Genomic DNA, 26,349 nt, shown 5'->3' with positions numbered 1-26,349 from the left:
AGAATCCCCAGATGCTCGCCCAACAGCGGCAGACCGCCATCCTCGACCTGATCCGCCAACGTGGCGGTGTACGGGTGAGTCACCTGGTCAGCCGGTTCGGCGTGTCCGACATGACGATCCGCCGCGACCTGGAGGTGCTGGCCGAGCGCGGCCTGGTGGACAAGGTGCACGGCGGCGCGACACTCGCCGGGCCGGGTTCGGCCGAGGAGCCCGGCTTCGCCGCGAAGTCGATCCGCCAACAGGCGGAGAAGCGCGCCATCGCCGAGCGGGCGGCCACGATGGTGGAGCCGGGGATGGCGATCGCGCTCTCCGCCGGCACCACCACCGCCGCGCTTGCCACGCTGCTCTCCGACGTTCGGGGGCTGACAGTGGTCACCAACTCGATCCCGGTGGCCGACGCGCTCTACCAGGACCCGCGCGCCGACCAGACGGTCGTGCTGACCGGCGGCATCCGCACCCCGTCGGACGCGTTGACCGGGCCGGTGGCCGAGGCGGCGATCAGCGCGCTCAACGTCGACCTGTTGTTCCTCGGCGTGCACGGGCTCAGCCCGCGCACCGGATTCACCACGCCCAACCTGCTGGAGGCCGGGGTCAACAGGTGCCTGATCGGCGCCGCCCGCCGGTTCGTGGTGCTGGCCGACCACACCAAGTGGGAGACCATCGGCATCGCCACCATCGCCCCGTTGGAGGCCGCCGACGTGCTGATCACCGACGCCGGGCTGCCGGCCGAGGCGCGTACCACGATCGGCGAGCAGGTCGGCGAGTTGGTGATCGTCGAGGCTTGAGCGGCGATTCCTCGCGCCGCCCTGGTCAAGATCCGAGCAAGAACAGGGAAAGTGGCCCCTCAAACGCCGCGGAGACAGCATCTTCACCGAAGTTGCGCGGATCTTGGGCCGGCGCCTGTCGGGCTAGGGATCGTCGGCGGGTCGGCAGGGCGCGTCGTGGTCGGCCTGCCGCACACACCGGCGGCGATCGGGCATTATGCGGTCGCAGAAGACCCAATGTCGTACGTGCTGCGCGTCCTCGGCCGAGACGGTGATGCCGGCGACGTCGATCCGTGGCGTCGAGGCGAACGACCGGGCGAGGCTACGGGCCATGTCCAACGCCCCGGCCAGGTCGGGCACCGCCACCGGCAGGTGGATCACGTGTCGGGGCGGCGGTTCAGTCGACTCGGTGCACGCCAACACGGCGGCCCGAGGCAGCGGCACGAAGATCTGGCCCGACGGGATCATGGCTGACGCCTCTCGGACCCGGCGCTGTGCCAGGCACGCAGTGCCCGCTTCACCCGGGCGTTCTCCGCACTGAGCACCGCCAGGTCCTGGTGCAGCACGGTCAGGTCGAGCGCGACCCGGTGCAGGAACCGCCGTACCTCTCTGGGGTCGAGGCCCCGCCGGCCGAAGCCGACGGTGGCGAACTGACGGTCGCGGACGTGCCGCGGATGCAGCCGGCTGCCGTCGTACAGCGTGCCTCTATTCATCTGTCACCTCTCGTCGTCGGTCGATGGGTGAGTCAGGGTCGCGAGCGCACCCCTCTACGTGGTAGGTATTTCTTCAAGTCGGTTCGGAGCCGGGACTCGCACCTCCCGACGCTCTAGTTGAGACCCGACGAGAGCCGGTATGCGACTGCCACTCGCGAAGCCGTCTCTCGTCACCTTCTCGGCTGTTGGCGCAGCCGCGGTTGCCGTGTTAGCACCGGGCTTCCCCGGGGGCCGGCGATCACCCTCACCCGAAGGCCACGTTTCCAGTGGCTTCGGTATTGGTGCAACGACACCAACAAGTTCGTCATGAGGGTTCGCGAGGAGAGGGAAACTATGCCCGCCAGACGTGAGGCGATCGTTCAGACACTGCGCGCCCAGTGGCTCGGTCAGCAGATGCGACAGCTGCGAGAGCGACGCGGCATCACGCTCAAGCAGGCAGGGGAGTTCTTGGAGCGCGACTTCTCGTCCATCGCTCGGTGGGAGCGCGCCGAGTGGCCGTTTCGTCGTGGAGTCGTGGTGGCTCTCCTCGATCTTTACGGCGAGTACGACGGGCGTGAGCGGAACCGCTTCATCCAGCTCGCCGAGGATGCCTGGCGGACCGACCGATGGGACGACGACTATGACGAGTTGGTGGACGCCTCCTTCATCGACTTCCCCTGGCTGGAGACGAGAGCGGAGCAGATCTCTTCCTGGGATGCCGTTCTGATGCCTGGCCTGTTGCAGACGCCTGGCTATGCGGAGGCAGTGATCCGCAACGCTGAGGGCGAGCAGGCGACGGATTTCTCGGTAGCCAAGTGGCTGCAGCTGAGGCTTGATCGCCAACGCGTGCTGACTCGGGAACCTGTCGTCCGTGTTGCCGCGATCATCGACGAAAACGTTCTTCGTCGACCCGTGGGTCGCCCTGCCGTGATGCGCGCACAACTTCAACACCTGGGCTGCCTGATCCAACGACCCAACATCGACGTCCGCGTGTTGCCATCACAGGTCGGTTTGCACGCCGGTTTGGATGGCTCGTTCGTTCTCTTCCGGATGCCCAAGCCCTACCCGGAGGTCGCCTATGCCGAGACTCTGGGCGGGCGCCGCTTCATGGAATCTCCGAAGTCAAAACGCTACGCCCTTGCGTACCATCGGCTCCGGGATGTTGCGCTTGACCAGCGCGAGACAACCAGGCTGATCGCCAAGATCACGGAGGAACTGCCATGAGCGAGGCCTTGCCGGCGGTGGCCTGGCATATCAGCACGCGAAGCAACAGTAACGGCGGAAGCTGTGTCGAGGCAGGGCCGGTCTTGGATGGGTCTGGTCGGGTGGCGGTACGCGACAGCAAGGATCGCGCGGCGGCCGCCCTCGTCTACAGCGTCCACGGGTGGACAGCGTTCGTCGCCGGGGTGAAGGACGGCGCATTCGTCTGCATCCAACCCTGATCGACTCGCCTTCATGGAGACCGGGGTGTCCCGGTCGCTCAGAAACCTGAGTCGACCGAGTGGCGCCGACGAACACGGCAGCCGGCCGGCGCTTCACAGCCACCTCACAGGGGTGCTGGATAGGGTGCCGGTCGAGTCAACGTCCGACTCCAGCCTGGAGCGGTCGGCGTCGCACAGGAGTTCCGATGGTCTTCAAGAAGATGTTGAGCGCGTTCGGTGTGGGCGGTCCCAGTGTGGACACTGTGCTGACCAATCCCAACACCCGGCCCGGCCTGACCCTCGACGGGCAGGTCAACCTCGTCGGTGGCGACGCTGAGGCAGCCATCGAGCAGGTGGTGATCGGTCTGGTGACCCGGGTGGAGGTCGAGGGGCACGACGCCGAATACTCCGGCACCCTGGAGTTTCACCGGATGGCGGTCAGCGGAGCGTTGCAGCTCGCCCCCAAGCAGCAGCTCTCGATCCCGTTCCAGCTGCCGGTGCCGTGGGAGACCCCGATCACCGACGTGTACGGCCAGCGCCTGCACGGCATGACGATGGGCCTGCGCACCGAGCTGGCGATCGCCCGCGCGGTCGACAAGAGCGACCTGGACCAGGTGGCGGTGCACCCGCTGCCGGTGCACGAGCGGATCCTGGAGGCGTTCCAGCGGCTCGGCTTCCGGTTCAAGCACGCCGACCTGGAGCGCGGTCACATCCGGGGCGTCCAGCAGACGCTGCCGTTCTACCAGGAGATCGAGTTCTTCGCCGCTCCGCAGTACGCGAGCACCATCCGGGAGGTCGAGCTGACCTTCGTGACCAGCCAGCGCGGCGTCGAGGTCATCCTGGAGTGCGACAAGCGCGGCGGCTTCCTCAGCTCCGGGCACGACGCGTTCGGTCGCTACCAGGTGTCGCACACCGACGTCGACCGCGTCGACTGGGCGCAGGTCGTCGACGGCTGGCTGCGCGAGACCACGTCCCGCTACGGCAGTCTGCGTTCGCAGTACGGCCCGAGCCACGGTCACGGTCATGGCCGGGGTGGCATGGGCATGGGCGGCATGGTGGCCGGGGCGGCCCTCGGCGTCGCCGGCGGCATGATCGCCGGCGAGATGATCGAGGACGCGTTCGAGGGCGACTTCGGCGGTGACTTCGGCGGCGACGAATAGTCGTCGCACACACGGCGGTGGCCTCCGGGAGGTTCTCCCGGAGGCCACCGTGCACTGTGAACCGGTCAGTGCCGGGCCTTGCGCTCCTCGCTGCTGCGCCAGTTGCTGCCGGCCTTCGAGAGGCCACGGCTACCGAGGTAGCCAAGCGTCAGCAGGGTGATCAGGAACCAGGCGTTGTCGGCCCGGAAGATGTCCACTCCGGCGGAGTTCTTACCGACGACCTGCGACGCGCCCAGTACGGCGGCCACCGCGATCAGGTAGATCCAGAACTCGGTGGTCTTGAAAGCCTGCTTGGTCTCCGTACCGGGTGCCTGCATGTCGTTGCGACGTCCGTCGTGCATGACCGGCATCTGCTGGGTCGACGTGTTCTGCATCGACGCCGGGTTCTGCGGGTCGTTCATGGGCCGATTCATCGGCCGGGTGGAAGCAGCCTGCGTGCTCATCTGGTCCTCCTCAGGATGCGATGAGTCGTACCTGAGCCCCCTAGCCCCGCTACCGCGTTTCGGCCACGGCACGGTTTCGCGTTCACGGCGGGGACGACCCCCGACTACCCGAGGCCCGCGAGCAGGTAACACCGATCGCCGGCCGGAAAATCCGGCCGGCGATCGGTTGGGCCAGCGCGTCAGCGCAGGCCGTTGCGCATGGCCACGCTCACCAACAGGTCCGGGTCGTCGGTGATGATGCCGTCGACACCGAGGTCGATGACCCGCTGCATGACCGTCGCGTCATCGACGGTGTACGGGATCACCTTCAGGTTGTCCCGCGTCTGCAGGGTCCGGACGTCCGGTCCGTGGAAGTATGCCGGGTTCTCCCGCAGGTACCAGTCGGCCGAGGTGACAGTGCCCTGCTTCGGGTCGTGTACCTGCCAGTTGGCCGACACCGTGCCAGCGCCCGCGGCCCGGGTCAGCTTGCCCAGGTCCTGGTACTTCCACCAGTCCAGCCCACCGGTCCACGGGCTCTGCACCGACGGGTTGCCGTAGACCGCCTCCAGCGAGCACTCGTCGGCAAGGGTGGCGCACTCGGCCGGGCCGTACTGCCAGACCAGCGCGACAGTGCCGATGTGGCGGTCGAGTTGCCGGGCGTAGGTGATGGTGCGCCAGTCGAACGACTGGATGGTGGCCCGGTTGGTGAAGCCGGCCCGCTGGATCGCGTCGACGAGCGTGCGGGTGAAGCTGCGGTACGGCTCGGTGTCGTTCACCACCGGGCTGATCTTCGTCTCGATGTTCATCCCGATGTCACCGCGGCCACTCGCCTTCACCAGGGCGAATACCTCGTCCAGGGTCGGGATCCGGGCACCCGGCGCGGGCACCTGCGCGGGCAGTTCGGGCAGCGTCTTCGTGCCGCAGTCGACGGTCTTGAGCTGTGCCAGGGTCAGCTCGTGCACCGGCTTGCCCACGTACGGGAACTTCCGGTCGCCGGGACGCACCGGGGCGGTGTCGACGCAGTGCGACCCGTTGACGGTGCTGTCGTGCAGCACCACGAGTTTGCCGTCGGCGGTCACGCCGGTGTCCAGTTCCAGGGTGGAGATGGCCCGGTTGGACAACGCGTTCGCGAAGGCCGGCAGGGTGTTCTCCGGCCGGGTGGCCCGACCGCCCCGGTGCGCCTGGATGTCGAACGGCGCCGCGTACGCCTTCGGCAGCCGGTAGCCGCGCTGCGCCAGCAGAGCGCGCAGCCGGTCCGGGTAGTCGGTGATCATGCCGTCCACGCCGTCGTCGATCAGCTTGGCCATTGTCGGCACGTCGTCGACAGTCCACGGGATCACCTTGATCCCGTAGCGGTGCGCCTGGGCGACCATCTCCTTCGTGACGTACGGCTGGTAGCCGGGGTCGGTGACAGTGCCGTTCTGCGGCATGCCGTGCACGGGCGAGAAGGCGCTCGCGCCGAAGCTGCGGATCGCCCTGATCGGGTCGCCACCGAAGTCGTCGATGTCCAGCCCGCCCAGCCACGGCGAGGCACCGGGCTTGCCGGTCTGGAGGAAGTCGTAGTTGGTCAGGGCGACAAGCGGCAGCTTCGGCTCGACCTGGCGCATGCGCATCAGCGCGCCCCAGTCGAGGCTCTGGATGGTGACCTGCTTGAGCAGCCCGGCGGCACGGATCTCGGCCGCGGTGACCCGGACGAACTGGTCGCGGGGCGCGGTCTCGGTCGGCGCGCCGGCCTCCACCTTGGTCTCGACGTTGAGCGTCACGTCCTTCGCCCGGTAACGGTTGACCAGGGCGAAGACCTCACGCAGCAGCGGCATCCGGGCGCCCGGGACGGCGAGCTGGCCGGGCTTGTCCGGCAGCGTCTTCGAGCCACAGTCGAGCGAGCGCACCTGCGCCACGCTGAGCGTGTTGACGTACTTCCCGACGTACGGGAACTCCGGGTCGCCGGGCGCCACCGGGGCGGTGTCGACGCACTTGGCACCACTGATCTTCCGGTCGTGGGTGACGACGGCCTGACCGTCCTCGGTGATCTGCACGTCCAGTTCGAGGGTGGTCACCCCGAGTTGGAGGGCGTTGCCGAAGGACGCGAGGGTGTTCTCCACCCGCAACCCGAGGCCGCCGCGGTGGGCCTGCACGTCGAATGTCCGGTCCGGTCGCGGTTTCGCCTGGGCGGGAACCGCGAACCCGGTCGTCACCGTCGCGGCCACCAGGGCCGCGACGGCGGTACGGCGTACTGTGCGCACGCTGTCATCCCCTCTGCCGGTGGGCATCTCCCACCGGTCGCCGGACAGCATGGACATCTCGGGCGGCGGGCAGGCGGCCAGTGGGCGGCGCGAGGGTGAACCACCGTGGACGACCTCCCGGTCACAGCGGGTTTGGCTGGCCGGAGGCCGGGCACGCAGTCAGTTCCACAGCTTCTGCGAGGTGATGATCGTGCGTGAGGACGACATGCGGCAGGACGCCGCCCGCCAGGCCGAGGATCGGATCGCCGGAGGCGTGTACGGCAAGGGTGCCGTCGACGAGGTCACGCTTCCCCGTACCGATGTGCAGAGTCAGATCCAGCGCGACGACCCGCTCGACCCGGCGCACGAACGGATCGATCCGCAGGTGCTGCGCGACGGCGGCCCCGTCGGTGGGCAGGGCGCGGTGACCACCACCGGTGGCACCGCCGGTCCGGCGAGCGTGCGCCGGGTGGCCCGGCAGCCGGAGCGGCACCGCGGCACGGTGGCCCCGACGACGACCGGGGACGCCACCACCGGCGGCCTGAGCACGCCGATGAGTGGTGGCACCAGCGACCAGTCCACGTCCGCGACCGGACCGGCCAAGACCACCAGAGACCGGTCCATCAGCGACTGACCTGCGAGGCGACTCAGACCGCGCCGCCCCCGCCGAGCGACAAGCCGGTGGGGGCGGCGTGGCAACCGGTCAGCTGCCGGCGCGCAGGATGCCCAGGCGTTGGGTGGCGCGGGTGAGCGCGACGTACAGGTCGCTGCGCCCGCGCGGCGACTCGGCCACCATCCGGTCCGGGTCGACGACCAGTACCGAGTCGAACTCCAACCCCTTGGCCTGCGCGACTGTCAACACCACCACCCGGCTCTCCAGCTCCGGATGCTCACCCACGGCGGCCTCCGGCAGCGCGGCCGTCACCGCGGAGCCCAACTCGTCCACCCGGCCGGCCGGCACGAGCACGCCGAGCCGACCCTCGGTCAGCGCTGTCGCCTCCCGGGTGGCCTCCGCGACGAGTTCCGCCGCCAACCGCTCGTCGGGCACCGTCCGGTCCCACGGGGGTACGCCGCTCTCCCGCACCGAGCGCGGCGGACGCAGCGCCGGGTCGATCTCCGCGAGGACGTCGGCGGCGACCGCCATGATCTCGGCCGGGGTGCGGTAGCTGACAGTCAACTCGGTAAGCCGCCACCGCCGCGCCACGTACGGGGCGAGGGCGTCCGCCCAGGAGGGCGTGCCGCTGAGCGCGCCGGTCTGCGCGACGTCCCCGACGATGGTCATCGACCGGCTCGGGCAGCGGCGCATCAGCAGCCGCCACGCCATGGGTGACAGCTCCTGCGCCTCATCCACTATCACGTGGCCGAACGCCCAGGTCCGGTCGGCGGCGGCCCGCTGGGCGGTGGTCAGCCGGTCGGCTTCCTCCTGCCGTTCCAGCAGCCGGTCCGCGTCGATCAGGTCGGTCACGCCGAGGATCTCACCGCCCTCGGCCTCGTCCTCGACGTCGATCGAGCGGGAACCCCTGGCGATCTCCAGCACGCCCTCGGCGTACTCCCGTTCCATCGTCCGGATCCGGTCCCGGCGGGCGGCGGCGGCCCGCTCGTCCTCGCCTAGCAGCTCGGCGGCCTCGTCCAGCAGCGGCACGTCGGCCGGCGTCCACCCACCCGGCTCGCGGTGCAGCAGCGCCCGCTCGTCGTCGGTGAGCATCGGCGCGGCGGCGGCGATCCGGTCCGGGTCGGCGTACAGGTCGGCGAGCAGGCGCTGCGGGGTGAGCACCGGCCACAGCCGGTCGAGGGCGGCCTGGATCTCCGGTTCCTCGCGCAGCTCGCGGCGGATCTCGGCCCGGTCGGCCTCGTCGAGCAGGTTGTCCCCGCCCAGCGGGTCGGCGCCGATCCGTTCGGCCACCTGGTCGGCGAGCGCGTGCACGATCTCCATCCCGAACAGCGTCCGGGCCAGGTTGTGCGGCCGGTCGACCCGGCGCACCCGGTCCCGGGCGGTGCGCACGGTCTCCGGGTCGAGGCTCAGCGCCTCCCGCTCGACCTCGATCTCCAGCGGCTCGTCCGGCACCCACTGCCGGTCCCGCACGGCCAGCGTCAGGATTTCGGACCACACCGCCCGGCCCTTGAGCGCCGCGGTCTCGGCCGGTTCGGTCCGTTGGGCGCTCACCCCGGGAAAAAGATCACCCTGGGTACGCAGCAGCACGCCGGTCTCGGCCAGCGTCGGCAGCACCTGGGAGATGTAGCGCAGGAAGGTCGCGTTCGGGCCGACCAGCAGCACGCCCCGGCTGGAGAGTTCGCGGCGGTGTGTGTAGAGCAGGTACGCCGCCCGGTGCAGCGCGACGGCGGTCTTGCCGGTGCCGGGGCCGCCCTGGACCACCATGACGCCCGGCAGCTCGGCGCGGATGACCTCGTCCTGTTCGGCCTGGATGGTCTCGACGATGTCGCGCATCCGGCCGGTCCGGCCCGCGTTGAGTGCCGCGAGCAGCGACGCCTCACCGGTCAGCTCCTCGTGGCCGCCGGGGGCGGCGGAGCCGATGTCCAGCACCTCGTCGTTGAGCCCTGTCACCTTGCGCTGGCGGGTACGCAGGTGCCGGCGGCGGCGTACGCCCTGCGGGTTGGCGGCGGTGGCGAGATAGAAGGCGCGGGCGGCGGGGGCCCGCCAGTCCATCAGCAGCGGGTCGTAGTCGCCTGTGGTGTCGAAGATGCCGATCCTGCCAATGTAGTGGCGGGAGTCGTCGTCACCGTCGAGACGGCCGAAGCAGAGCCCGTTCTCCACGGCGGAGAACTGCTCGACCTGATCGGCGTACATCGCTACCGAGCTGTCGCGCTGCGAACGGTCCTGGAGGGTGCCGCCGGTGTTGCGCAGCTCGGCGGTGAGCCGGTGGGCGGCCTGCTCACGCAGCCCGTCCAGTTGGTCGTAGAGCATCGAGACGTACTCCTGCTCGCGACCAATCTCGTCGTCGAGCGGCAATTCGCCGGAACCGCCGGAGTGCCTTGACAAGCCGTCTCCCTAAAGATTAGAATCGCTTGCAGGAACGGCTTATAGCCGTTCTTTTTTGTGTCCTCGAACTGTTGAAGATAGCGCGTTCCGCCGGTTCTCACCAAGCCCGGCGGGTCGGTGCCGGTGATCGCGAGGTGGCGTCGGATGATCCTGCGGACCGGGCAACGGGTGGTCTTCATCGGCGACAGCATCACCGATTGTGGTCGACGCGACGTCGCCGCGCCCTACGGCTCCGGTTACGTCAGCCTCGTCCGCGCGCTTGTCGACGCCCGGCACCCCGAGTTGGAGCTGACCTGGGTCAACCGGGGTGTGGGCGGCGACACGGTGCGGGACCTGGCCGCCCGCTGGGACGACGACGCCATCGCCGAGCGCCCCGACTGGCTCGCGGTGCTGATCGGCATCAACGACATCTGGCGGCACTACGGCGACCGGCCGGCGGAGGCCGTCGGCATCGAGGAGTACGAGCGCACCCTGCGCGACCTGCTGCGTCGGGCGGTCGCCAGCACCGGCTGCCGGCTGATCCTCGGTGACCCGTTCCTCATCGAGGCGGACCGCGGCGTCCCGCAACGCGCCGACACCGACCGGTACGCGGCGGTGGTGGCGGGGCTGGCCGCCGAGTTCGACGCGGTGCACGTGCCCAACCAGGCGGCGTTCGACCGGGTGCTCGCGGTCAGCCCGTCGAGCCGCTGGGCCGATGACCGCGTACACCCGCACCTGCCCGGCCACGCGGTCCTCGCCGACGCCTACCTCAGCGCCCTCGGCGTGAACGCCGCCCACTGACCCGGGCTTCGTTCGGGCACGGCGACGCGCCGGGCCGACCGGTGGGTCGACCCGGCGCGGACACCGGTGGATCAGCCGCGAGCAGCCTGGTAGAGCCGTTCGGGAGTGACCGCGCCGGCGAGGACCCGGCCGTCGTCGGTGAGCAGGACACTGAACAGCTTGCCGGTGAGCAGCCGGCCGCTGCCCCAGTCGCCACTGACCGCCGTCAGCCCGCCGAGCAGCTTCGACAGGTCCACGTCCGGCGCGCCGGGCCCCGGTGCGGCCGACTTGCCTCCGACGGCCCCGTCGAGGCGGGCGACCAGCACTGTCGTCCAGCCGGCGCCCACGGCGCGTACCTGCGGATCACCGGCCGGCTCGACGTGGCCGGGCTTGCCCGCGGCCGGCCGCTCAGCCTTCTCCTCGGTGACGGTCACGCCGGGCGGTGGGTTGAAGGTGAACTGGTCGGCCTCGGGCCGGCGGTAGTCGATCTGGGTGAAGGCCATCTCGAACGCCGGCTTGTCACTGCCCTTCGCGAGTACCTCGAAGCGCAGCGGCACGTGCTGCTTGGCGTCGATGGCGATCCGCAGCTGGTGCACCAGGGAGTCCTGGTCGCGCGGCTGGAGGACCAGTTCGTACGCGTCCTGACCGGCGACGGTCGCCGAGCGGCCGACGCTCACCTCGGTGCTCGGATCGATCGCGGCCAACGCCAGGTCGGCGGCCTCCTGCGGAGTGGCCGGCAGGCTCGGCCGCGCCTCGGGAGCCGCCCGTCCGGTCTCGGTGTCGCCAATCGTGCGATGGCGGGCGGTGTTGGTGCGGCTCTCCCACGTCCACAGGTCCCGGCCGTTGCGGATCACGTCCTGCTCGCCGAGGGTGTCCAGCAGCGCGACCCGCTGCCGCTCCGGGCCGGAATACCAGACCCGCAGGGTGTGCGTGCCGGTCAACATGGTGGTCAGCTCGTTGCCGGGGACCAGCCCGACGAGCGGCGGCAGGCCGAGGTCGGCACGCTGCACGACGGTCCCGGAGACCCCCTCCAGCCGGGAGGTCTGCAGGTCGACCAGGAGCTGGGCGGCGGTACGCGGCGGCAGGCTCGGCTCGGCCTCGGCGGCGAACGTACCGATGGCCGCTCCGCCGCCGATGACGGCGACGGCGGCGGTGGCCGGAACCAGCCAACGAAGGACGGGACGGCTTCTCAGGACGGACATGGTGGCACCTCCTGCCACCATCCTGCCCCCTCGGCCCTGAGAACGTGCTGAGGACGCCGAGCCGCCGCCGGTTGACCCGGGGTGGCACCCTTGAGCTGTGCGGTTGTTGGTGGTGGAGGACGAGGCTCGGTTGGCGGCTGCCCTACAACGGGGCCTGCGGGCGGAGGGGTTCGCGGTGGACGTGGCGCGGACCGGTCCGGCCGGCCTGGACGCGGCCCGGCACGGCGGGTACGACGCCATGATCCTCGACGTGATGCTGCCCGGCCTCTCCGGCTACGAGCTGGTCCGCACCCTGCGAGCGGAGCAGCACTGGTTGCCGGTGCTGATGCTCTCCGCCAAGGACGGCGAGTACGACCAGGCTGACGGCCTCGACTGCGGCGCGGACGACTACCTGACCAAACCCTTCTCGTACGTGGTGCTGCTGGCCCGGCTGCGGGCACTGCTGCGCCGGGGCGCGCCGGAACGCCCGGCGGTGCTGGCGGTCGGAGACCTGCGACTGGACCCGGCCCGCCGGCGGGTGACCCGGGCCGACGCCGAGGTGACCCTTACCGCACGGGAGTTCGCGCTGCTGAACTATCTGATGCGCCGACCCGGTCAGGTGATCTCCAAGATCGAGCTGTTGGACCACGTCTGGAACGCGAGCCTGGAGACCGCGCCGAACATCGTCGAGGTGTACGTCGGCTACCTGCGCCGCAAGCTCGGCCGGGACCGGCTGGAGACGATTCGGGGCGCCGGTTACCGGCTGGCGACGTGACCATCGGCGGCCCGGTGCCGGCCCGTCGCGCGTGGAACGGCTGGCTGCCGGTGCTGGGGCTGCGGGGGCGGCTCATGGCGATCGGAGTGTTCGGCCTCACCATCGGGCTGGCCCTGGGCGGGGTGGTGCTGCTCGGCGCGCTCCGCTTCGTGCTCCAGCGAAACGTCGACACCGAGGCCTTCCGGACCGCCGACGCGGTCGCCCTGCTCGCCGCCGAGGACGTGCTGCCCGACCCGTTGCCGGTGGCCGGCGGGCAGGTCCGCGTCCAGGTCGTCGACGGGCAGGGGCGGATCAGGGCCGCCTCGATCGACGCCGACCGGCTCGTCCCGATGGTCCGCCCGGAGCGGCTGGACCATGACCGTCGGCAGCGGCTGGACGTGCCGGCGGAGCGGGTCGGGCTCGCCGGCCCGGTCCAGGTGGTGACAGTGCCCGCCGGCACGACGACCGACCCGCTCACCGTGTTGGTCGCCCGGTCGATGGCCGACGTGCGGCAGAGCACCCACGTGGTCCGGGTCATCCTGCTGGTGGCCTTCCCACTGCTGGTGGCCGTGCTGGCCGGGGTGGCGTGGCGGGTGGTGGGCGCGACTCTGCGGCCGGTCGAGGCGTTACGTCGGGGCGCCGAGGAGATCACCCGGCAGCCGGCCGGTGCCGGCCGGCTGCCGGTGCCCGCATCGGTCGACGAGATCCACCGGTTGGCGGTCACCCTCAACGGCATGCTGGACCGGCTGGAGTCCGGCCGGGTGCGCCAACGGGCGTTCGTCTCCGACGCCGCACACGAGCTGCGCAGCCCGTTGACCAACATCCGGACCGAGCTGGAGGTGGGCCAGCGCCTCGCGGACCGGACGGACTGGACGGCGGTGACCGCCAATCTGCTGGCCGACACCGACCGGCTGAGTCGACTGGTCGACGATCTCCTGCTGCTGGCGCGCCTGGACGAGGCTCCACCGGCCCGGGGGACCGGCCCGGTGGAGCTGGGCGCGCTGCTGACCGAGGTTGCCGCTCGCTACCCGGCACCGCCGGTGCGGGTGGCGATGCCGACCGGCCCGCTCTGGACGACCGGCAATGCCGACGAGCTGCGACGCGTGCTGTCCAACCTGGTCGACAACGCGGTACGGCACGCGTCCGGCAGTGTGGTGCTCGCCGGCGAGGCGGCGTCGGCGGCGCGGCGGACGGTCGGGCCTGGTGTCGAGGCGTACCACCTGGTGACGGTGACCGACGACGGCCCGGGGATCCCGGTGGCCGACCGGGAGCGGGTGTTCGACCGGTTCACCCGGCTGGACGACGGCCGGGCCCGCGACGACGGAGGCGCCGGCCTGGGGCTGGCCATCGTCCGGGAACTGGTGCGGCGGGCCGGCGGCAGCATCACCCTCACCGACGCGCCGGAGCGGCACGGGCTACGGGTGTGCCTGCTGCTGCCGGCTGTGCGGGCCGGGGAGTAGGTCGGCCCGGCGGCGTACGGCGGGCCGCGCCCGACGGGTGCGCGGGCCGGTCGGCGTCGGTCAGGTCAGCGGCGGCGGGTGCAGACCTGCTCGGAGTTGGCGACCGTGTCGGTGGACCAGACGACGGCAACGGTGAAGCAGTAGTCGTTCGTGCGGTTGAGTGCGTAGATGACGTAGCTGGTGGTGCCGGCCGGCAGGGTCGCGAAGACGTTGCGGTCCTGGCCGGAACGGCCACCCGCGATGACCACAGGGCCCTCGCTGCCGGCCGGGTAGGTCCAGTTCAGCGCGATGCTGTCCCGGGTGTCGCGCAGGGTCACCGCGCCGGGCGGACTGCCGGGCGGCGCCCCGGCGCCGGGCGGCGTGGGCGCGGCACCGGCCGAGCTGGGCGCGGTGGCGGCCGGCGGGCTGGCGGTGGGGGAGCCGCTGGCCGGCGGCGGAGTCGGCTCGTCGTCGCCGTCGACCCGGGCCACTCCGGCGATCACCGCGGCCGCGCCGAGCAGCACCACGACCACGCCGGCCACCAGCACCGGCACGAGCCGGTTGCGCTGGGCCGCCGGCGCCCGGTGCACGGGGACCGGCAGCAGGCGGGACGGCGTGTAGGGCTCAAGCGGCCGGTACGGGTCGGACGCCGGGTGCGGGTCGGACGTCGCATACGGGCCGGACGCCGCATACGGGTCGGACGTCGCATACGGGTCGGACGCCGCGTACGGGTCGGACGCCGCGTACGGGCCGGACGTCGCGTACGGATGGGGCGCCGGCTGCGGGTCGGGGGGCGTGGCGGGGCGGTGCAGCCGGTACACCCCGGGCTGCTCCTCGGTACCGCCGGCCAACCCGATCACCGACGGGGGCACCGGTGTGTCGGTGTGGTGGGACGGGGGCTCCTCCGCGGTCTCGGGTGGCCACCTGGTGCCCGGTGACCCGACTGGTTCGTCGGCCGGCGTTCGGGGATTCGGAACCGTACCGCCGGCCGCCGGCCCGGCCTGGTGTGCGGCAGGGGCCGGTGCCTGGTGGCTGGACTCGGTCGGCTCGTCGCCGTGCGGTGGGACGCGGGCGGCCGGCACCACCGGCGTGTCCCGGGCCGTGGGCGGGTTGTCGGCGCAGGCGTGGTCGGGATTGGCCGCCGCCCGGGCCAGGGCCGCCACCTGCGCGGCCAGCGGATCGTCGGCGGGCAGGTGCTGCCGGCACAGCTCGCGGGCCAACGCCAGGTTGTCGTGTGCCTCGGTGAACTGCCCGCAGTCACGCTGCATCGCCCCGAGCCGCGCCAGCATCTTGATGCCGCTGGGGTGCCCGTCGCCATAGATTTCACGGTGCAGCTCCCAGGCATCCTGGAGCCGGTCCCGGGCGACAGTGCACTGGCCGCGGGCGTACTCGACGGTGGCCAGGTCGGCGTGGGCGGCGAGCACCCGCAGCGACTCCGGGCCATCCTGCGCGGTCAGCTCGATGATGACTTCCTGGTAGAGCCGAGCGGCCCGGGAGTGGCTGCCGACCCGGTGCAACACCGCGGCCAGGGTCGCCGCGGCGGCCACCGTGCGCGGGTCGGAACGGCCGTGCAGTCGGGTGGTGGCCGCGTACGCGAAGGCAGCCCATCCTCGGGCCGAGTGCGGCTCACCGAGGGCGACCAACACCCGCGCCTGGAGGCTGGCCGCCTCGGCCAACTCCTCGGTGGCGTTGGCCGGGCGGGGGTCGGCGTCGGTGAGCGCGTCGGCGAGCAACTGCTGCGCGCCGGCCAGGTCACCGGCCGACACGAGGTGGTGCGCCTGGTCAGTCAGTTCACCGAAGCCGGAAGACACGCCCCATCGTGCTCATTTGACGACGGTAAGTACAAGACCCGCGCCGGTGTCGATTGGTCAGGATCTCCTCAGGTGGTCGGCCAGGGTTTCGCTGATTCGGCGCAACTGGTCGACCTGGGCGGGGCTCAACGCGTCGAACAGATGCCGGCGTACTCCCTCGACGTGGCCGGGCGCGGCGGCCGCGAGGGTGGCGAAACCCTCGTCGGTGAGCAGCGCGATCTGCCCACGCCGGTCGGTGGGGCAGTCCTCGCGGCGCACCCATCCGGCCGCCTCCAGCCGGGCCACGGCGTGCGAGAGCCGGCTGCGTGACGACCCCGCAGCCTCGGCCAGGTCGCTCATCCGCAGTTGGCGACCGGGGGACTCGGAGAGCCGGACCAGGATCTCGTAGTACGCGTGTGGCATGCCCGCGTCGCGTTGCAGCTCGCGGTCGAGCGTGTCCATCAACGCCCGGGAGGCGGTGAGGTACGCGCGCCACGTGCGTTGTTCGTCGGAGTCCAGCCAGCGGGTCATGACCGTCATCATAACCCAATTAGTTGAACGTTCAACAAAACTGCGCTAGCCTCGGGTCATGGGTATCCACCGGCTCAACCACGCGGTCCTCTACGTCAGTGACCTCGCCCGCAGCGTCGCGTTCTACCGGGACGTGCTGGGCTTCCGTGCGGTGGCGATGACCCCGGACGGCTTCCGGGGCGCCACCTTCCTCCAGGCCCCCGACTCCACTAACGACCACGACCTCGGCCTGTTCGAGATCGGCGCCGGCGCCGGGCGGTCCACCGCCGGCCGGGCCACCGTCGGCCTCTACCACCTCGCCTGGGAGGTGGACACCCTCGACGAGCTGGCCGTCACCGCCGAGCGACTCGCCACCGCCGGGGCTCTGGTCGGCACCTCCGACCACGGCACCACCAAGAGCCTCTACGGGCAGGACCCGGACGGTCTGGAGTTCGAGATCGTCTGGCTGGTCCCCGCCGATCTGCTCGACGACGCCACGCTGACCGCCCGCAAGCAGATCGGTCGGCTCGACCTGGACGCCGAGCGGCGGCGCTACGGCGGGCAGACCCGGGGCGGGGTGGGGATCTCCGTGCCGGCCTGAGCAGGTCGTACGGTAAAACGGACTGATGCCGACCGACCGGACTACCGACTTCCTCCGTGCGCTGCTGGTCCGCCAGCTGACCACCTGGCTGCCCACCGCCCTGCACCGCTCCCGGCGGGTCACCGTGGCGCTCGCCGGCACCGACGCGGGCGGCGCGGTGGCCGCGCTGCACCTGGTCGCCGCGCACGCCGACCAGTTGCGTGGCCGGCAGGTGACGGTGCTGGTGCTTGCCGACGGCGCGCCCGACCTGCCGGCCCGCCTCGGCCCGGTCGAGGCGGAACTGCCCGCCGAGGTCACCGTGCACCTGTTGCCCGGCACCCCGGACCGACTACCGGTCGCCGCCAAGGCGGCCGGCGCGGCCGGCTCGCCGCTGTTCTCCTTCGTGGACGTGCCCGGTGCGGTGAGCCGGGAGCTGCTCACCGCCGCCGCCAACGGCCGCACCGGGGAGGTGCTGCTGCACGCGGGCAGCAGTGCCCGTGACGCGCTCGTCGCGGTCGGCTTTCCCCTGGTCGCCGAGCTGGCACCGGTGTCGCCGGACGACGCGGCTACCGGCGTGATCGCGTTCGGCAGTCGTTCGGACCGTAGTCTGGAGGCGGTCCGCGACGCGCTCTGGGCGGTCGGCGCGGATCTCGGCGTGCGCTACCGCGACCCGACCGGCGCGACTGTCGACGTGGCCGGCGATCCCGACCTCGAACCGCTGGCTCGCGAGCTGCTTGCGGAACTGCGTCGGGGCGGCCCACGGCCGGTCACCGAGCTGCGTCGGCACACCCTCACCGCGACCGTCTACCGCGCCGTTGACGCCAACCGGGCGCTCGCCGACCTGCTCGACGCGGGCGACGTGCGACGCGACCGCGAGACCGGCAAGCTGGCCGGCGACGAGCTGATCACGCCGACGTGCTGATCACGCCGACGTGCTGATCACGCCGAGCGCGGACGCGCTGAGCCTGCCGAGCGCTGAGCCCGCGGACGCCGAGCGGGGTGCCGGTGAATCACCGGCACCCCGCTCGACTCCCGGGAGGCTACGACCGGGACTTGTCCTGCTTCCAGGACAGCGGACCCGGCAGGTCGACCCGGTGCGCCCGGGCCTTGGAGTTCCAGGACCAGCGCCCGATCTTGATGCTCCACGAAGAGAAGCCGTTCTCGGTGAAGTTCAGGATGATCGGACCGTACTTCTTGCGCTTGCGAAACATGAGGCCCATCGGAGGACTCCCCTCGTCACCAGTTCCCTGCCGTGTCGAGATCGAACATGCCCGCACCGGCAACTTTTGAAACCCTCTCGGCGTCCGTCCTGGACAGTGGCCATCCGCGCACCGCAAATCTCTACTCAACAGATAGGTCTTGCGCCACGATAGACACTGGTAGGAGTGCTTTGTCGCATCGGTAGTCGTGCAAGTCTCACCTTCTGGAAGACCGTTGACCGGTCGATCCCGCCCCGGCAGCATGAAGTCATGTCGCAGCGGGATGAGCTTCACCTCACCGCTCGTGTGCACGTCGACCTGGTCCGGCACGCGAGCGCGCTCTGTTGAGCTGACCGGTCCATCCGGCTCGGTTCCAGCGCCGCACTCACACCGCCGGCCCGCTCAACGCGGAGCAGCGTGCCCCCGCCCCCTCCGAACGTCCCCGGTCCCGCCGTGGACAGATCAGGAGATGCCGCATGTCCCCATCCCGCTTCGCCAACGCCCCGATCACCGCCGTAGCCGGCTGCTCCGGCCCGGCCCTCGCGTACCCGTCGCTGGCCCTGGTGTCGCAGTGACCACCGTGGAGCGTCCCCCGGTGGACGCGGCGGAGCTGCGACCGGTGAGTGCGGACCTGTTCCGTGCTCTGCTGCGTCGACAGGCCACCAGCGTCACAGTGGTCACCGCTGTCGCCCGCGCCACCGACCCCGCCTGCCTGGGTGGGATCGGCGCGCCGATCCGGGCGGGTTTCACCGCCACCTCGTTCACGTCGGTGTCGCTGGACCCTCCGCTCGTCTCGTTCTGCCTCGGGGTGGCGTCTTCGAGCTGGCCGGTGCTGGCTCGCGCCGAGCACGTCGCCGTTCACCTGCTGACCGCGGGCCAGCGGGACGCCGCGACGATCTTCGCCACCAGCGGCATCGACCGGTTCGCCGCGTACCCGGGCTGGACGTCCGGACCATTCGGAGTGCCGCTGCTGACCGGCGTGCTGGCCCAGCTGTTCTGCCGGGTGGTGCACCGGGTGCCCGCCGGCGACCACACGCTGGTCATCGCCGAGCCGTTGGCGCTCGGCGACGGCGGCGAGGGCGCGCCGCTGGTGCACCACCGGGGCGGCTACACCACCGCCGTCGCGCCGGTGCCCCGGTGAGGGCAGCCACCACACCGGACCTGCTCGCGTTGGACCGGGCCGCCCAGGACCTGCTGTTCCGGGCGGCCCGCACGGCCAACACGTTCACCGACGAGCCGGTCACCGACGCCGAGGTCGCGGCGATCCACGACCTGATCCGGTACGGGCCGACCGCGTACAACGGCCAGCCGCTGCGCGTGCTGCTGCTGCGCAGCGCGGCAGCCCGGGCACGACTGCTGCCGTACCTCTCGTCGAGCAACCGGGCGAAGACCGCCAGCGCGCCGCTGGTGGCGGTGCTCGCCGCCGACGTGGACTTCCACGAGCGGCTGCCCGAGCTGTACCCGCACCGCCCGCAGGCCCGGGACTGGCTCACCGATCGGGCGACGCGGGTCGAGCAGGCCCGATTCAGCGCGACCCTGCAGATCGGCTACCTGCTGGTGGGCGTACGCGCCGCGGGGCTCGCCGCCGGCCCGATGGCAGGGTTCGACGCGGCGGGCGTGACCCGGGAGTTCTTTCCCGACGGGCGACACGAGACGTTGCTGGTCCTGAACGTGGGCCGTCCCGGCCCGGGTTCCTGGCGGGAGCGGCTGCCCCGGTTGAGCACCGAGGACGTGGTCCGGACGCTCTGACCCGCGAGGCGGATCAGCGCGGCTCCCACGCGTCGGGCAGCGCGGTGAGCTTGCGGACGTGGGCGGGCAGCCGACCGCTGACGATCTCGGCGAGGCTCACCTCGTCGACCACGCGCCGCACCGCCGCCCGCACCGCCACCCACAGGCCGGGCAGGTTCTCCGCGGCGCCCTCGTACCGGGTCTCCTCGGGGCGCAGGCCGCGCACCCCGGCCAGCGGGCCGTCCACCGCCCGCAGTACCGCGCCGACTGTCACCTCGCGCGGCGGACGGGCCAGTGTGTAGCCGCCCTCGGCGCCGCGCTGCGCGCGGACGATGCCGGCCCGGCGCAGATCCGCCAGGACCGCCTCCAGAAACTTGCGGGGCATGTCCTGCTCCCCGGCGATGGCCTGGGTGGACAGCAGCGAGGGGTACGCGGTGGCGAGGCTCAGGGCCGCCCGTACCGCGTAGTCGCCGCGCGCGGAGATCTGCACCCCGTCATCATGCCCGGCCGGTGCCGCGGGCCGGTCCGGTGGGCGACCCGGACGGCCCGGCGTGGCCGCCGTTGGTCGGCTCGCCGAGCGTGCCGGGGCGGAACCTGCCACCGTTGACGCCCGTCGGCTCGACGGGCGGTCGAGGCCGGACCACCCGGCCGGTCACCGGTTGGTCGCGGGCGGCCCGGAACGCGCCGGGGCTGACGCCGACCTCGCGGGTGAAGAAGCGGCCGAAGTTCGTCGGCTCGGAGAAGCCGAGCTGCCGGCCGATCTGGGCGATCGGCTGGTCGGTCGCGGCGAGTAGCCGGCCGGCCTGCAACGCGACCCGCTGGTCGATGACCTGCTTGGCGCTGCGGCCGGTGACGGCCAGGCACGCCCGGGTCAGGGTACGCACCGAGCAGCGCAGCGCGGCGGCATAGTCCTCCACCCGTCGGGTGCGCGGGTAGCCGTGCTCCACCTCCTGGCAGAACCGGTGGAACGTCTCATCCTCGGGCCGGGAGGTCGAGCGGTCGGCGCCGGCCAGGGTGAGCCGCAGCAGCAGCACGGCCAGTTGGTGGCGGAGCAGCGCGCGGGCGGTGCGACCGCCGGGGTGCCGCTGGCAGTCCACCGCCAGTTGGCTCACCTCGGTGATCACCGCGTCCTCGTCCTCGCCGGCCAGTTGCCGCCAGGTGAGGGGCGCGGCCAGGTCGACGTCGAAACCGCGCAGCGCCTCGGTGTCCCAGGAGACCACAGTGGCGTCGAACTGCGGGCCGGCGCAGCGCAGCACCTGGCCGGAGCGGACCCGCAGCAGCGTGCCGGGCCGGCACGGCAGCAGGTGAAAGTCGAGTTCGGCGTCGCCGTGCCCACGGGTGGTGAGGATCAGCAGCTCCTGCTCGACGATCACCGGCCGACGCCAGCCCGGGTCACCGGCAAGGTCGGCCAGCGCGAACGTGGCGATCTCGTCGGGTACGGGTGAAGCCGAACCGATCGGTGGCGCGGGGGAGGGACCGGTGGAGACCATCGCCTGCGACGTTAGCCCGAACCGCAGGTCATCGCATCCCAATCGACGTGCGTCGCGCAATCGGCGCCGCACGCGGGGCTTGTCGCGATCCCGGCGGCCGGGCTACGTTACCCGGCGGTAGCGCCGTCCGGTCCGTGGTCCGCCCGGCGCGTCGCCGGCCGTCCGACCGGTCGGCGGCCCACGCCGACTCGCGATGGGATGGGCATGACGCAGCTGTTCTCGGTCGAAGGTAAGACGGTCCTGGTCACCGGCGGGTCGCGGGGGATCGGTCTGATGATCGCCCAGGGCTTCGTGCGGGCCGGCGCACACGTGATCATCTCGTCCCGGAAGGCCGACGTCTGCGAGGCGGTCGCCAAGGAACTCTCCGCCGAGGGCCGGTGCGAGGCCATACCCGCCGACCTGAGTGACGACGCCGGCGCCGAGGCGCTGGCCGCCGCCGTACGCGAGCGCTTCGATCGCCTCGACGTGCTTGTCAACAACGCCGGCGCGACCTGGGGCGCACCGCTGGAAACCTACCCGGAGGCCGCGTTCGACAAGCTCTGGGCCGTCAACGTCAAGGCCGTCTTCCGGCTCACCACCGCGCTGCTGCCGGCGCTGCGCGCCGCCGCCAGCGCGGACGACCCGGCCCGCGTGATCAACATCGGGTCGATCGACGGCATCCGGGTGCCGTGGATGGAGGTGTACGCGTACTCGGCCACCAAGGCGGCGGTGCACATGCTCACCCGCAGCCTGGCCCAGCAACTCGCCGCCGAACAGATCACCGTCAACGCGATCGCGCCCGGCCCGTTCGAGAGCAAGATGATGGCCTTCGCGCTTGACGACCCCGCCAGCCGGGCGGCCATCGAACAGCAGGTGCCACTGGGCCGCATCGGACGCCCGGAGGACATGGCCGGCACGGCCATCTACCTCTCCTCGCGGGCAGGCGCGTACCTCACCGGCGCGGTCATCCCCGTCGACGGCGGCATCACCACGCACGGCTGAGCACCGACCATCCCGGGTCGGGCTGCCCGCGTACCCCCCGGGTGTGCCGGGGCCGCGCGGACTCGGCAGATCCGCGCGGCCCCGGTATGGCCGGTGTTGCCCGTTCGGGCGGTGCTCAGCGACCGGCGAGCAGCCGGTTCACCGCCGTGTCGACGTCCAGGTGCTCGGCTTCGCGGCCGCGCGGGACGACGACGTACGTCCGTCGAAGGAAACGCACCAGAACGCTGCGCGGCACCTCGAAGAGGGCGTTGCCGTCCGGTGACGAGAGGGCCAGCGCGACGAAGTCGCCGCGCGGTGTGGCCCAGGGCCAGACCCGCACATCACCGATGCCGGCTGGCTCGTCCAGGCCGGTGACAAGCAGTTCGCGGGCGAAGGACCAGCTCACCGCCTCGCCGCCGGCAGATTCGGCGTGGAACAGGACATGGACCGCATACGGGTCAGCAGGGTCGTAACGCAGACTGGCACGCACCGGCAAGGCGGTGGCGTCAGGTGCGACGAGCCTTAGCGACGTCTCGACCTCTACGGTCGTCGGTCGGATGACACTCATGGACGTTCTCCCCCCGGCACCGCTGCGGAACGCGCGTGTCCCGCTTTTCCCATACTCAGGTGCTACTCCTGGCTACGCTCCGCCATACGCTGACTTCACCCAGTGGTGGGAAGGGGGACGGAAAGCCCGCGTGAATGTGAACATTCATGTAGAATTTCCGGTTCTGCCCAGTGCGTGATCCCGCCCGGCATCGGGTGGTTCAGTCGTCGACTTACTCCGGTAACGTCCAGTCGGCCGTTGCAGTGACGGGCCTGAGCGACACTGGGGGGTGAAATGGTGGCGAAGAAATCCTCAGTGGATCGGCCCACGGCGTCCGCCCCGCCGAAGGTCGCGGTCCGAACAGCCGAAAAGCGGGGGTACGGAACACCGATGGAGCAGCCCGAACGCGCCGATCGGCCAACGCCCGACGCCGATCGTCCCGGCGGCGTCCTCGTCGTCGGAGACCCGCCGCGCCGCCCCCGCTGGCGGGACCGGATCTCGCTGACCCTCGACCTCATCCGGGCCAACCCCACCGGCCGGATCGCCCTCAAGATCTTCATTGCGATCGCGGGAGCGGTCGTGGTGACCATCGGCATCGCACTCATCCCGCTGCCCGGTCCCGGCTGGCTGCTGGTGATCGCCGGGTTGGGCATCTGGGCGGTCGAATACCACTGGGCGCGCCGGCTGCTCGGCTTCACCCGCCGACACGTCTACGGCTGGACGCAGTGGGTGACGCGACAGTCGCTGCTGGTGCGGATCGTGATCGGATCCGTCGGCCTGGTCTTCGTGGCCACCGTGGTCTGGCTGTCACTCAAGGTCAGCTTCGGCATCGACCTGGTGGCCACGGCGAGGCAGTACCTGGCGACGCACTGACCCCGGATTTCCGGTCGGGTTCCACGATCGGGTAGAGTCAGTGGCGCTGAGGGCGATTAGCTCAGTGGGAGAGCGCTTCGTTCACACCGAAGAGGTCGCTGGTTCGATACCAGCATCGCCCACTCTCAGTTTGTGCAGGTCAGAAGCCCGTTACCGGAGTCATCGGTAACGGGCTTTGCGGTATGTGCGGCTTACATTGGGAGCAGATTGGGAGCAGCGGCTCTGGTTGGGTAGTCCCGCGGGCGGCGACCGGGCAGTCCCATGCCCCGATCGTTCAACCGCTTCGTCCAGATGCGAACTGCAGCAGCATCATGAGGGCTGCGACAACAGCAACCTCGCGGCTGCCCTAAAGCCAGGTGATCTGCGGCGCCCTGGCCGCGGTGGCACCTGAATCGGCCGGTCGAAGGTCCGAGACGGGCTCGGCGCAAGGTATAACGAACCAGGGGTGGCCCGCTCTGGCTGATCGGCGGGACACCCGCTGATTCGCATTGTGCATCGTGGTCATCACCTCCTCGATGTGCTGCGCGTTCGAGGATGAGGGCGCAGAGTGGGAGCGCCACAGGTGCCGTCCGGCCTGGTCCAGGTTCCCAACGCGTGTACCCAGTCGGCGGGGCCGTCAAGTCTGTCGGCGGCTTGCAGAGTGCGTGGGTCCCACAAACCGCACCGCGCTCCCTTTACCGGCGGTGACGAGCAGGGTAGTGCCGTCCGGCCGGCTCCGGGTCGCTATTGCATGCACCGCGCCGTCATGGCCGTGGAGTTCGGTGGCGGGTTGCAGGCTGTCGGGGTGCCACAGCCGTACCACCCGGTCGTTGCCGGCGGTGACGAGCAGGGTGGTGCCGTCCTGCTGGGTCCAGGTTCCCACCGCGCGCACCGCGCCGGTACCGCCGTGCAGAGGGGTGTGGGTGACTCCTCGCCAAATCGCGCCGTCAGCGCGCGGAGCATCGGGGGAGTCGGACGGCGCAGGCAGCGGCGAGGGTGGTGCTGCGGTACTTGAGCGCCCACACATGCAACTAATGCAGATGCTCGCAGGGGTTCAGGACGCTGGTGTCGCCCATCAATTCTCGCGCGGCGATCGCCCGTCGGGCGCGCGGGTCGGTGACCGTATTCCTCAGTCGCAGCAGCGGCGGCAGTGGGGTCCACAGGAGGTAGCCGGGGTTTAGGGCTAGCCGATCAAGTTCCTGCGCGGCGGCGGCGTGTTCGGTCAAGTGTGCCAGGGCGTAGTTGTCGGCGTCCTCCCATTGGCGGACGCCCGTCTCGTCACAGGCGGGTGTGATGTAAGCCGTGATCTTCGCGTGGGCCTGCCGGGTCGTGTGAGCGAAGCGCATCGAGTAGCGAAGCGCATCGAGTGCTGTACCACGGTGTGGTCCTCGTGGCTGGTGTCCCGTCCAGTCAGGAAGTCGCGCAGGCTCCGGTGCCGCAACCGATACCAACCTAGTCGGATCAACTGCATCCCGATCGCCGATTACGTGGGCGAGGAACGGGCGTGTCGGGCCGTCGAGTACGTCCTGCGCTGGCCCTAGAGGCAAATTCCCGGACCAAACCGCGATCGTGCTAGCCGTTATCGGGTCGGTGGCCGCAGCCAGCGTACCCAGAATCGGTAATACAATCTCGTCCCACTGGTTCGGGTTCAGCTCCCGGATTCGCCGCAGGTTCTGGCTGTAGTACCCGGCCAACCCGGCGGGCAGAGCGTCGAGGCGGTCGGCGGGCAGGTCGCCATCGCGGACCTGATCCATCACCGACAGTGCGTAGATCCACACTCCACCGGAGGCGGACAGCAACGTCTGGGTAAACACCTTCGGCGTGACGTCGCTGGCAGCCAGCCGGCCTGCTAGCACGTCGTCGTTGCGCGCCCGAAAGATTAGATACACAGTCCCTTCGAAGTGATCACCGTGCGGGTGATGTCCGCGGCAACTCACGAAGTTCGCGGAGGATGTCGCGGACCGCTGGTGAGCGCGGTGCGGCGGGGGCGAGTTCGTCGTGAAGTCGGTGTAGCAGTGCGACGCTGCGCACGGAGCTGACGGCGGGTAGGCGGCCAAGGGCGAGGCGGGCTGTGCTGACCGCGAGGTCGAGGTCGCCAGCGGCGTGGTGGGCGAGGCTGAGCCAGGCGCCGTGGCGTAGTGCGGAGCGTTGTGGGAGGTCGGTGGGACTGGTGTGCGCGCGGGCGTGGAGCAGCCGCCCGGCTTGGCGAAGGAGTGCTGGCCGTTGAATCGGGACCTGCTCGGCGAGTACAACGAGGCCTCGGCCGGTGATCGCGTCCAGTTCGACTCGATCGATGTACGACGCCCACGGGGGCAGTGGAGCGTCGGGGGTGGTGTCGAGGAGTGCGAGGGTGTTCTCGCGCTTGTGAAAGAAACTGGTGAGGTCGCCAGCGACGGCGTGGGCGAGGCCGCTGCGGGCGGCTACCAGTGAGCGGACGGCGGGCGGGGTCTTTGCCGCCGACTCTTGGGCTGCTGAGGCGAGTTGCAGGGCGTCGAGAGCGTGGCCTCGGTCAGCGGCTTGGTTGGACATGAGGGCCAAGATGCTGGCGGCTAGGCCGGGATCGCGAGCGGCGTGCGCGGCGCGTAGAGCGGTGAGGTACCAGCGTTGGGCGAGGCCGTCCTCGTTGGCATCGAACGCCATGAACCCAGCGGTCTGGGCGAGCTGCGCTAGTGCGGCGGCAAGGCGGCGGCCAGCCTGCGCGTTGTAGGAAGCTCGGCGCAGGAGCCGGGCCACGGCGGTGAACTGGTCACTGACGAAGCCGCGGGCGGCGCCGCCCTGGTGGTCGTCTAGTGCTGTGACCGGAAATGTTGGCCGGGTTGGTCAGGCTGCTGCCTGAGCGGTGGTCTGACCCCATCGGCGTTGGCGTTCGGAGCGGATTCGG

General features: G+C 71.0%; 30 protein-coding genes and 1 tRNA gene. 16 read left to right on the top strand and 15 right to left on the bottom strand.

The features are described 5' to 3' along the window. Window positions 1-11 precede the first annotated feature (11 nt). Complete coding sequence (locus tag ABZU25_RS31250; RefSeq protein ID WP_355032933.1) at window positions 12-785, top strand: DeoR/GlpR family DNA-binding transcription regulator; 774 nt, start codon at window positions 12-14, stop codon at window positions 783-785. A gap of 123 nt (window positions 786-908) precedes the next feature. Here the strand turns inward: ABZU25_RS31250 and ABZU25_RS31245 are convergent, their stop codons facing one another. Both ABZU25_RS31245 and ABZU25_RS31240 read right to left on the bottom strand, forming a co-directional pair. Beyond that, the gene (locus ABZU25_RS31245; protein WP_355032943.1) at window positions 909-1,097 is read right to left on the bottom strand and encodes a hypothetical protein; all 189 of its coding nucleotides are present in this window, start codon (window positions 1,095-1,097) and stop codon (window positions 909-911) included. 131 nt (window positions 1,098-1,228) lie between these two features. After that, window positions 1,229-1,477 (bottom strand): DivIVA domain-containing protein, encoded by a 249-nt coding sequence (locus ABZU25_RS31240; RefSeq protein ID WP_355032932.1) that lies wholly within the window; start codon window positions 1,475-1,477, stop codon window positions 1,229-1,231. A gap of 333 nt (window positions 1,478-1,810) precedes the next feature. Between ABZU25_RS31240 and ABZU25_RS31235 the strand changes: the two genes are divergently transcribed. From ABZU25_RS31235 to ABZU25_RS31225, 3 genes are all read left to right on the top strand, one after another. Beyond that, window positions 1,811-2,680 (top strand): helix-turn-helix transcriptional regulator, encoded by an 870-nt coding sequence (locus tag ABZU25_RS31235; RefSeq protein ID WP_355032931.1) that lies wholly within the window; start codon window positions 1,811-1,813, stop codon window positions 2,678-2,680. Then, window positions 2,677-2,898: a DUF397 domain-containing protein gene (locus ABZU25_RS31230; protein WP_355032930.1), complete on the top strand. Its 222-nt coding sequence runs from the start codon at window positions 2,677-2,679 to the stop codon at window positions 2,896-2,898. Before ABZU25_RS31235 ends, ABZU25_RS31230 begins: the two co-directional genes overlap by 4 nt. 185 nt (window positions 2,899-3,083) lie before the next feature. Beyond that, window positions 3,084-4,037 carry a sporulation protein gene (locus ABZU25_RS31225; RefSeq protein ID WP_355032929.1) on the top strand — a complete coding sequence of 318 codons (954 nt, stop codon included), beginning with the start codon at window positions 3,084-3,086 and terminating at the stop codon, window positions 4,035-4,037. A 65-nt stretch (window positions 4,038-4,102) separates the two neighbouring features. Here ABZU25_RS31225 and ABZU25_RS31220 read toward each other — a convergent pair whose 3' ends face one another. Together ABZU25_RS31220 and ABZU25_RS31215 are read right to left on the bottom strand one after the other, a co-directional pair. Beyond that, window positions 4,103-4,480, bottom strand: coding sequence for a hypothetical protein (locus tag ABZU25_RS31220; protein WP_355032928.1), 378 nt, complete (start codon window positions 4,478-4,480; stop codon window positions 4,103-4,105). A gap of 179 nt (window positions 4,481-4,659) precedes the next feature. Further along, entirely contained in the window at window positions 4,660-6,702 is a 2,043-nt protein-coding gene (locus ABZU25_RS31215; RefSeq protein WP_355032927.1) for a glycerophosphodiester phosphodiesterase family protein, read from the bottom strand. A 190-nt stretch (window positions 6,703-6,892) separates the two neighbouring features. On the opposite strand from ABZU25_RS31215, the gene ABZU25_RS31210 reads away from it, so the two are divergent. Next, window positions 6,893-7,315: a hypothetical protein gene (locus tag ABZU25_RS31210; RefSeq protein ID WP_355032942.1), complete on the top strand. Its 423-nt coding sequence runs from the start codon at window positions 6,893-6,895 to the stop codon at window positions 7,313-7,315. Window positions 7,316-7,384: 69 nt separating this feature from the next. Here ABZU25_RS31210 and ABZU25_RS31205 read toward each other — a convergent pair whose 3' ends face one another. Next, a complete protein-coding gene (locus ABZU25_RS31205; RefSeq protein ID WP_355032926.1) occupies window positions 7,385-9,679 on the bottom strand; it encodes an ATP-binding domain-containing protein in 2,295 nt (764 codons plus the stop codon). A gap of 144 nt (window positions 9,680-9,823) precedes the next feature. On the opposite strand from ABZU25_RS31205, the gene ABZU25_RS31200 reads away from it, so the two are divergent. Continuing rightward, window positions 9,824-10,459 carry an SGNH/GDSL hydrolase family protein gene (locus ABZU25_RS31200; protein ID WP_355032925.1) on the top strand — a complete coding sequence of 212 codons (636 nt, stop codon included), beginning with the start codon at window positions 9,824-9,826 and terminating at the stop codon, window positions 10,457-10,459. Window positions 10,460-10,530: 71 nt separating this feature from the next. On the opposite strand, the gene ABZU25_RS31195 is transcribed toward ABZU25_RS31200, so the two are convergent. Further along, window positions 10,531-11,640: a sigma-E factor regulatory protein RseB domain-containing protein gene (locus ABZU25_RS31195; RefSeq protein ID WP_355032924.1), complete on the bottom strand. Its 1,110-nt coding sequence runs from the start codon at window positions 11,638-11,640 to the stop codon at window positions 10,531-10,533. A 97-nt stretch (window positions 11,641-11,737) separates the two neighbouring features. Here ABZU25_RS31195 and ABZU25_RS31190 point away from each other — a divergent pair, with 97 nt between their 5' ends. Together ABZU25_RS31190 and ABZU25_RS31185 are read left to right on the top strand one after the other, a co-directional pair. After that, window positions 11,738-12,394 (top strand): response regulator transcription factor, encoded by a 657-nt coding sequence (locus ABZU25_RS31190; RefSeq protein WP_355032923.1) that lies wholly within the window; start codon window positions 11,738-11,740, stop codon window positions 12,392-12,394. A 74-nt stretch (window positions 12,395-12,468) separates the two neighbouring features. Then, on the top strand, window positions 12,469-13,833 hold the full coding sequence (locus ABZU25_RS31185; protein ID WP_355032941.1) for an ATP-binding protein: 1,365 nt from the start codon (window positions 12,469-12,471) through the stop codon (window positions 13,831-13,833). Between the two features lie 65 nt (window positions 13,834-13,898). Here the strand turns inward: ABZU25_RS31185 and ABZU25_RS31180 are convergent, their stop codons facing one another. After that, window positions 13,899-15,623: a tetratricopeptide repeat protein gene (locus ABZU25_RS31180; protein ID WP_355032922.1), complete on the bottom strand. Its 1,725-nt coding sequence runs from the start codon at window positions 15,621-15,623 to the stop codon at window positions 13,899-13,901. 57 nt (window positions 15,624-15,680) lie between these two features. Beyond that, complete coding sequence (locus ABZU25_RS31175; protein WP_355032940.1) at window positions 15,681-16,142, bottom strand: MarR family transcriptional regulator; 462 nt, start codon at window positions 16,140-16,142, stop codon at window positions 15,681-15,683. Window positions 16,143-16,191: 49 nt separating this feature from the next. Between ABZU25_RS31175 and ABZU25_RS31170 the strand changes: the two genes are divergently transcribed. Then, window positions 16,192-16,713 carry a VOC family protein gene (locus tag ABZU25_RS31170; protein WP_355032921.1) on the top strand — a complete coding sequence of 174 codons (522 nt, stop codon included), beginning with the start codon at window positions 16,192-16,194 and terminating at the stop codon, window positions 16,711-16,713. 25 nt (window positions 16,714-16,738) lie between these two features. Further along, window positions 16,739-17,614, top strand: a complete 876-nt coding sequence (locus ABZU25_RS31165) for a hypothetical protein (RefSeq protein WP_355032920.1) — start codon at window positions 16,739-16,741, stop codon at window positions 17,612-17,614. 118 nt (window positions 17,615-17,732) lie between these two features. Here ABZU25_RS31165 and ABZU25_RS31160 read toward each other — a convergent pair whose 3' ends face one another. Beyond that, window positions 17,733-17,912, bottom strand: a complete 180-nt coding sequence (locus tag ABZU25_RS31160) for a DUF4236 domain-containing protein (protein ID WP_030333600.1) — start codon at window positions 17,910-17,912, stop codon at window positions 17,733-17,735. A gap of 249 nt (window positions 17,913-18,161) precedes the next feature. On the opposite strand from ABZU25_RS31160, the gene ABZU25_RS31155 reads away from it, so the two are divergent. The 3 genes from ABZU25_RS31155 (at window position 18,162) to ABZU25_RS31145 (ending at window position 19,640) form a co-directional block, all read left to right on the top strand. Beyond that, entirely contained in the window at window positions 18,162-18,239 is a 78-nt protein-coding gene (locus ABZU25_RS31155) for a putative leader peptide (RefSeq protein ID WP_350938629.1), read from the top strand. A gap of 223 nt (window positions 18,240-18,462) precedes the next feature. Further along, window positions 18,463-19,032: a flavin reductase family protein gene (locus tag ABZU25_RS31150; RefSeq protein ID WP_355032919.1), complete on the top strand. Its 570-nt coding sequence runs from the start codon at window positions 18,463-18,465 to the stop codon at window positions 19,030-19,032. Next, a complete protein-coding gene (locus ABZU25_RS31145; protein ID WP_355032918.1) occupies window positions 19,029-19,640 on the top strand; it encodes a malonic semialdehyde reductase in 612 nt (203 codons plus the stop codon). The genes ABZU25_RS31150 and ABZU25_RS31145 overlap by 4 nt, the downstream gene beginning before the upstream one ends. A 13-nt stretch (window positions 19,641-19,653) precedes the next feature. Here ABZU25_RS31145 and ABZU25_RS31140 read toward each other — a convergent pair whose 3' ends face one another. Together ABZU25_RS31140 and ABZU25_RS31135 are read right to left on the bottom strand one after the other, a co-directional pair. Beyond that, entirely contained in the window at window positions 19,654-20,109 is a 456-nt protein-coding gene (locus ABZU25_RS31140; protein WP_355032917.1) for an Rrf2 family transcriptional regulator, read from the bottom strand. Window positions 20,110-20,116: 7 nt separating this feature from the next. Continuing rightward, window positions 20,117-21,109 (bottom strand): AraC family transcriptional regulator, encoded by a 993-nt coding sequence (locus ABZU25_RS31135; RefSeq protein ID WP_355032916.1) that lies wholly within the window; start codon window positions 21,107-21,109, stop codon window positions 20,117-20,119. Between the two features lie 204 nt (window positions 21,110-21,313). On the opposite strand from ABZU25_RS31135, the gene ABZU25_RS31130 reads away from it, so the two are divergent. Further along, window positions 21,314-22,090 (top strand): glucose 1-dehydrogenase, encoded by a 777-nt coding sequence (locus tag ABZU25_RS31130; protein WP_355032915.1) that lies wholly within the window; start codon window positions 21,314-21,316, stop codon window positions 22,088-22,090. Window positions 22,091-22,205: 115 nt separating this feature from the next. Here the strand turns inward: ABZU25_RS31130 and ABZU25_RS31125 are convergent, their stop codons facing one another. Continuing rightward, window positions 22,206-22,637, bottom strand: coding sequence for an SsgA family sporulation/cell division regulator (locus ABZU25_RS31125; protein ID WP_007457244.1), 432 nt, complete (start codon window positions 22,635-22,637; stop codon window positions 22,206-22,208). Between the two features lie 294 nt (window positions 22,638-22,931). Here ABZU25_RS31125 and ABZU25_RS31120 point away from each other — a divergent pair, with 294 nt between their 5' ends. Both ABZU25_RS31120 and ABZU25_RS31115 read left to right on the top strand, forming a co-directional pair. After that, window positions 22,932-23,489, top strand: a complete 558-nt coding sequence (locus ABZU25_RS31120; RefSeq protein WP_355032914.1) for a TIGR02611 family protein — start codon at window positions 22,932-22,934, stop codon at window positions 23,487-23,489. A gap of 50 nt (window positions 23,490-23,539) precedes the next feature. After that, window positions 23,540-23,611, top strand: a tRNA-Val gene (locus ABZU25_RS31115). A 494-nt stretch (window positions 23,612-24,105) separates the two neighbouring features. Here the strand turns inward: ABZU25_RS31115 and ABZU25_RS31110 are convergent. The 3 genes from ABZU25_RS31110 to ABZU25_RS31100 form a co-directional block, all read right to left on the bottom strand. Then, a complete protein-coding gene (locus ABZU25_RS31110; protein ID WP_355032913.1) occupies window positions 24,106-24,351 on the bottom strand; it encodes a hypothetical protein in 246 nt (81 codons plus the stop codon). Between the two features lie 148 nt (window positions 24,352-24,499). After that, window positions 24,500-25,357, bottom strand: coding sequence for a hypothetical protein (locus ABZU25_RS31105; protein WP_355032912.1), 858 nt, complete (start codon window positions 25,355-25,357; stop codon window positions 24,500-24,502). A gap of 16 nt (window positions 25,358-25,373) precedes the next feature. After that, window positions 25,374-26,108: a hypothetical protein gene (locus ABZU25_RS31100; RefSeq protein WP_355032911.1), complete on the bottom strand. Its 735-nt coding sequence runs from the start codon at window positions 26,106-26,108 to the stop codon at window positions 25,374-25,376. Window positions 26,109-26,349: the final 241 nt, after the last annotated feature.

This window comes from Micromonospora sp. NPDC005215 (genome assembly GCF_040607915.1).
In the GTDB taxonomy this organism is placed as follows: domain Bacteria; phylum Actinomycetota; class Actinomycetes; order Mycobacteriales; family Micromonosporaceae; genus Micromonospora.
This window is presented reverse-complemented; position numbering and strand designations above follow the sequence as displayed.

Bases quoted from the DNA above. Each gene is read 5' to 3' on its own strand.
- ABZU25_RS31155 (WP_350938629.1), top strand. From the start codon at position 18,162: ATGTCGCAGCGGGATGAGCTTCACCTCACCGCTCGTGTGCACGTCGAC.
- ABZU25_RS31230 (WP_355032930.1), top strand. From the start codon at position 2,677: ATGAGCGAGGCCTTGCCGGCGGTGGCCTGGCATATCAGCACGCGAAGC.
- ABZU25_RS31225 (WP_355032929.1), top strand. From the start codon at position 3,084: ATGGTCTTCAAGAAGATGTTGAGCGCGTTCGGTGTGGGCGGTCCCAGT.
- ABZU25_RS31125 (WP_007457244.1), bottom strand. From the start codon at position 22,637: ATGAGTGTCATCCGACCGACGACCGTAGAGGTCGAGACGTCGCTAAGG.
- ABZU25_RS31220 (WP_355032928.1), bottom strand. From the start codon at position 4,480: ATGAGCACGCAGGCTGCTTCCACCCGGCCGATGAATCGGCCCATGAAC.
- ABZU25_RS31135 (WP_355032916.1), bottom strand. From the start codon at position 21,109: ATGGTCTCCACCGGTCCCTCCCCCGCGCCACCGATCGGTTCGGCTTCA.
- ABZU25_RS31130 (WP_355032915.1), top strand. From the start codon at position 21,314: ATGACGCAGCTGTTCTCGGTCGAAGGTAAGACGGTCCTGGTCACCGGC.
- ABZU25_RS31165 (WP_355032920.1), top strand. From the start codon at position 16,739: ATGCCGACCGACCGGACTACCGACTTCCTCCGTGCGCTGCTGGTCCGC.
- ABZU25_RS31195 (WP_355032924.1), bottom strand. From the start codon at position 11,640: ATGTCCGTCCTGAGAAGCCGTCCCGTCCTTCGTTGGCTGGTTCCGGCC.
- ABZU25_RS31185 (WP_355032941.1), top strand. From the start codon at position 12,469: ATGGCGATCGGAGTGTTCGGCCTCACCATCGGGCTGGCCCTGGGCGGG.
- ABZU25_RS31240 (WP_355032932.1), bottom strand. From the start codon at position 1,477: ATGAATAGAGGCACGCTGTACGACGGCAGCCGGCTGCATCCGCGGCAC.
- ABZU25_RS31175 (WP_355032940.1), bottom strand. From the start codon at position 16,142: ATGACGGTCATGACCCGCTGGCTGGACTCCGACGAACAACGCACGTGG.
- ABZU25_RS31250 (WP_355032933.1), top strand. From the start codon at position 12: ATGCTCGCCCAACAGCGGCAGACCGCCATCCTCGACCTGATCCGCCAA.
- ABZU25_RS31160 (WP_030333600.1), bottom strand. From the start codon at position 17,912: ATGGGCCTCATGTTTCGCAAGCGCAAGAAGTACGGTCCGATCATCCTG.
- ABZU25_RS31235 (WP_355032931.1), top strand. From the start codon at position 1,811: ATGCCCGCCAGACGTGAGGCGATCGTTCAGACACTGCGCGCCCAGTGG.
- ABZU25_RS31245 (WP_355032943.1), bottom strand. From the start codon at position 1,097: ATGGCCCGTAGCCTCGCCCGGTCGTTCGCCTCGACGCCACGGATCGAC.
- ABZU25_RS31100 (WP_355032911.1), bottom strand. From the start codon at position 26,108: ATGGCGTTCGATGCCAACGAGGACGGCCTCGCCCAACGCTGGTACCTC.
- ABZU25_RS31170 (WP_355032921.1), top strand. From the start codon at position 16,192: ATGGGTATCCACCGGCTCAACCACGCGGTCCTCTACGTCAGTGACCTC.
- ABZU25_RS31200 (WP_355032925.1), top strand. From the start codon at position 9,824: ATGATCCTGCGGACCGGGCAACGGGTGGTCTTCATCGGCGACAGCATC.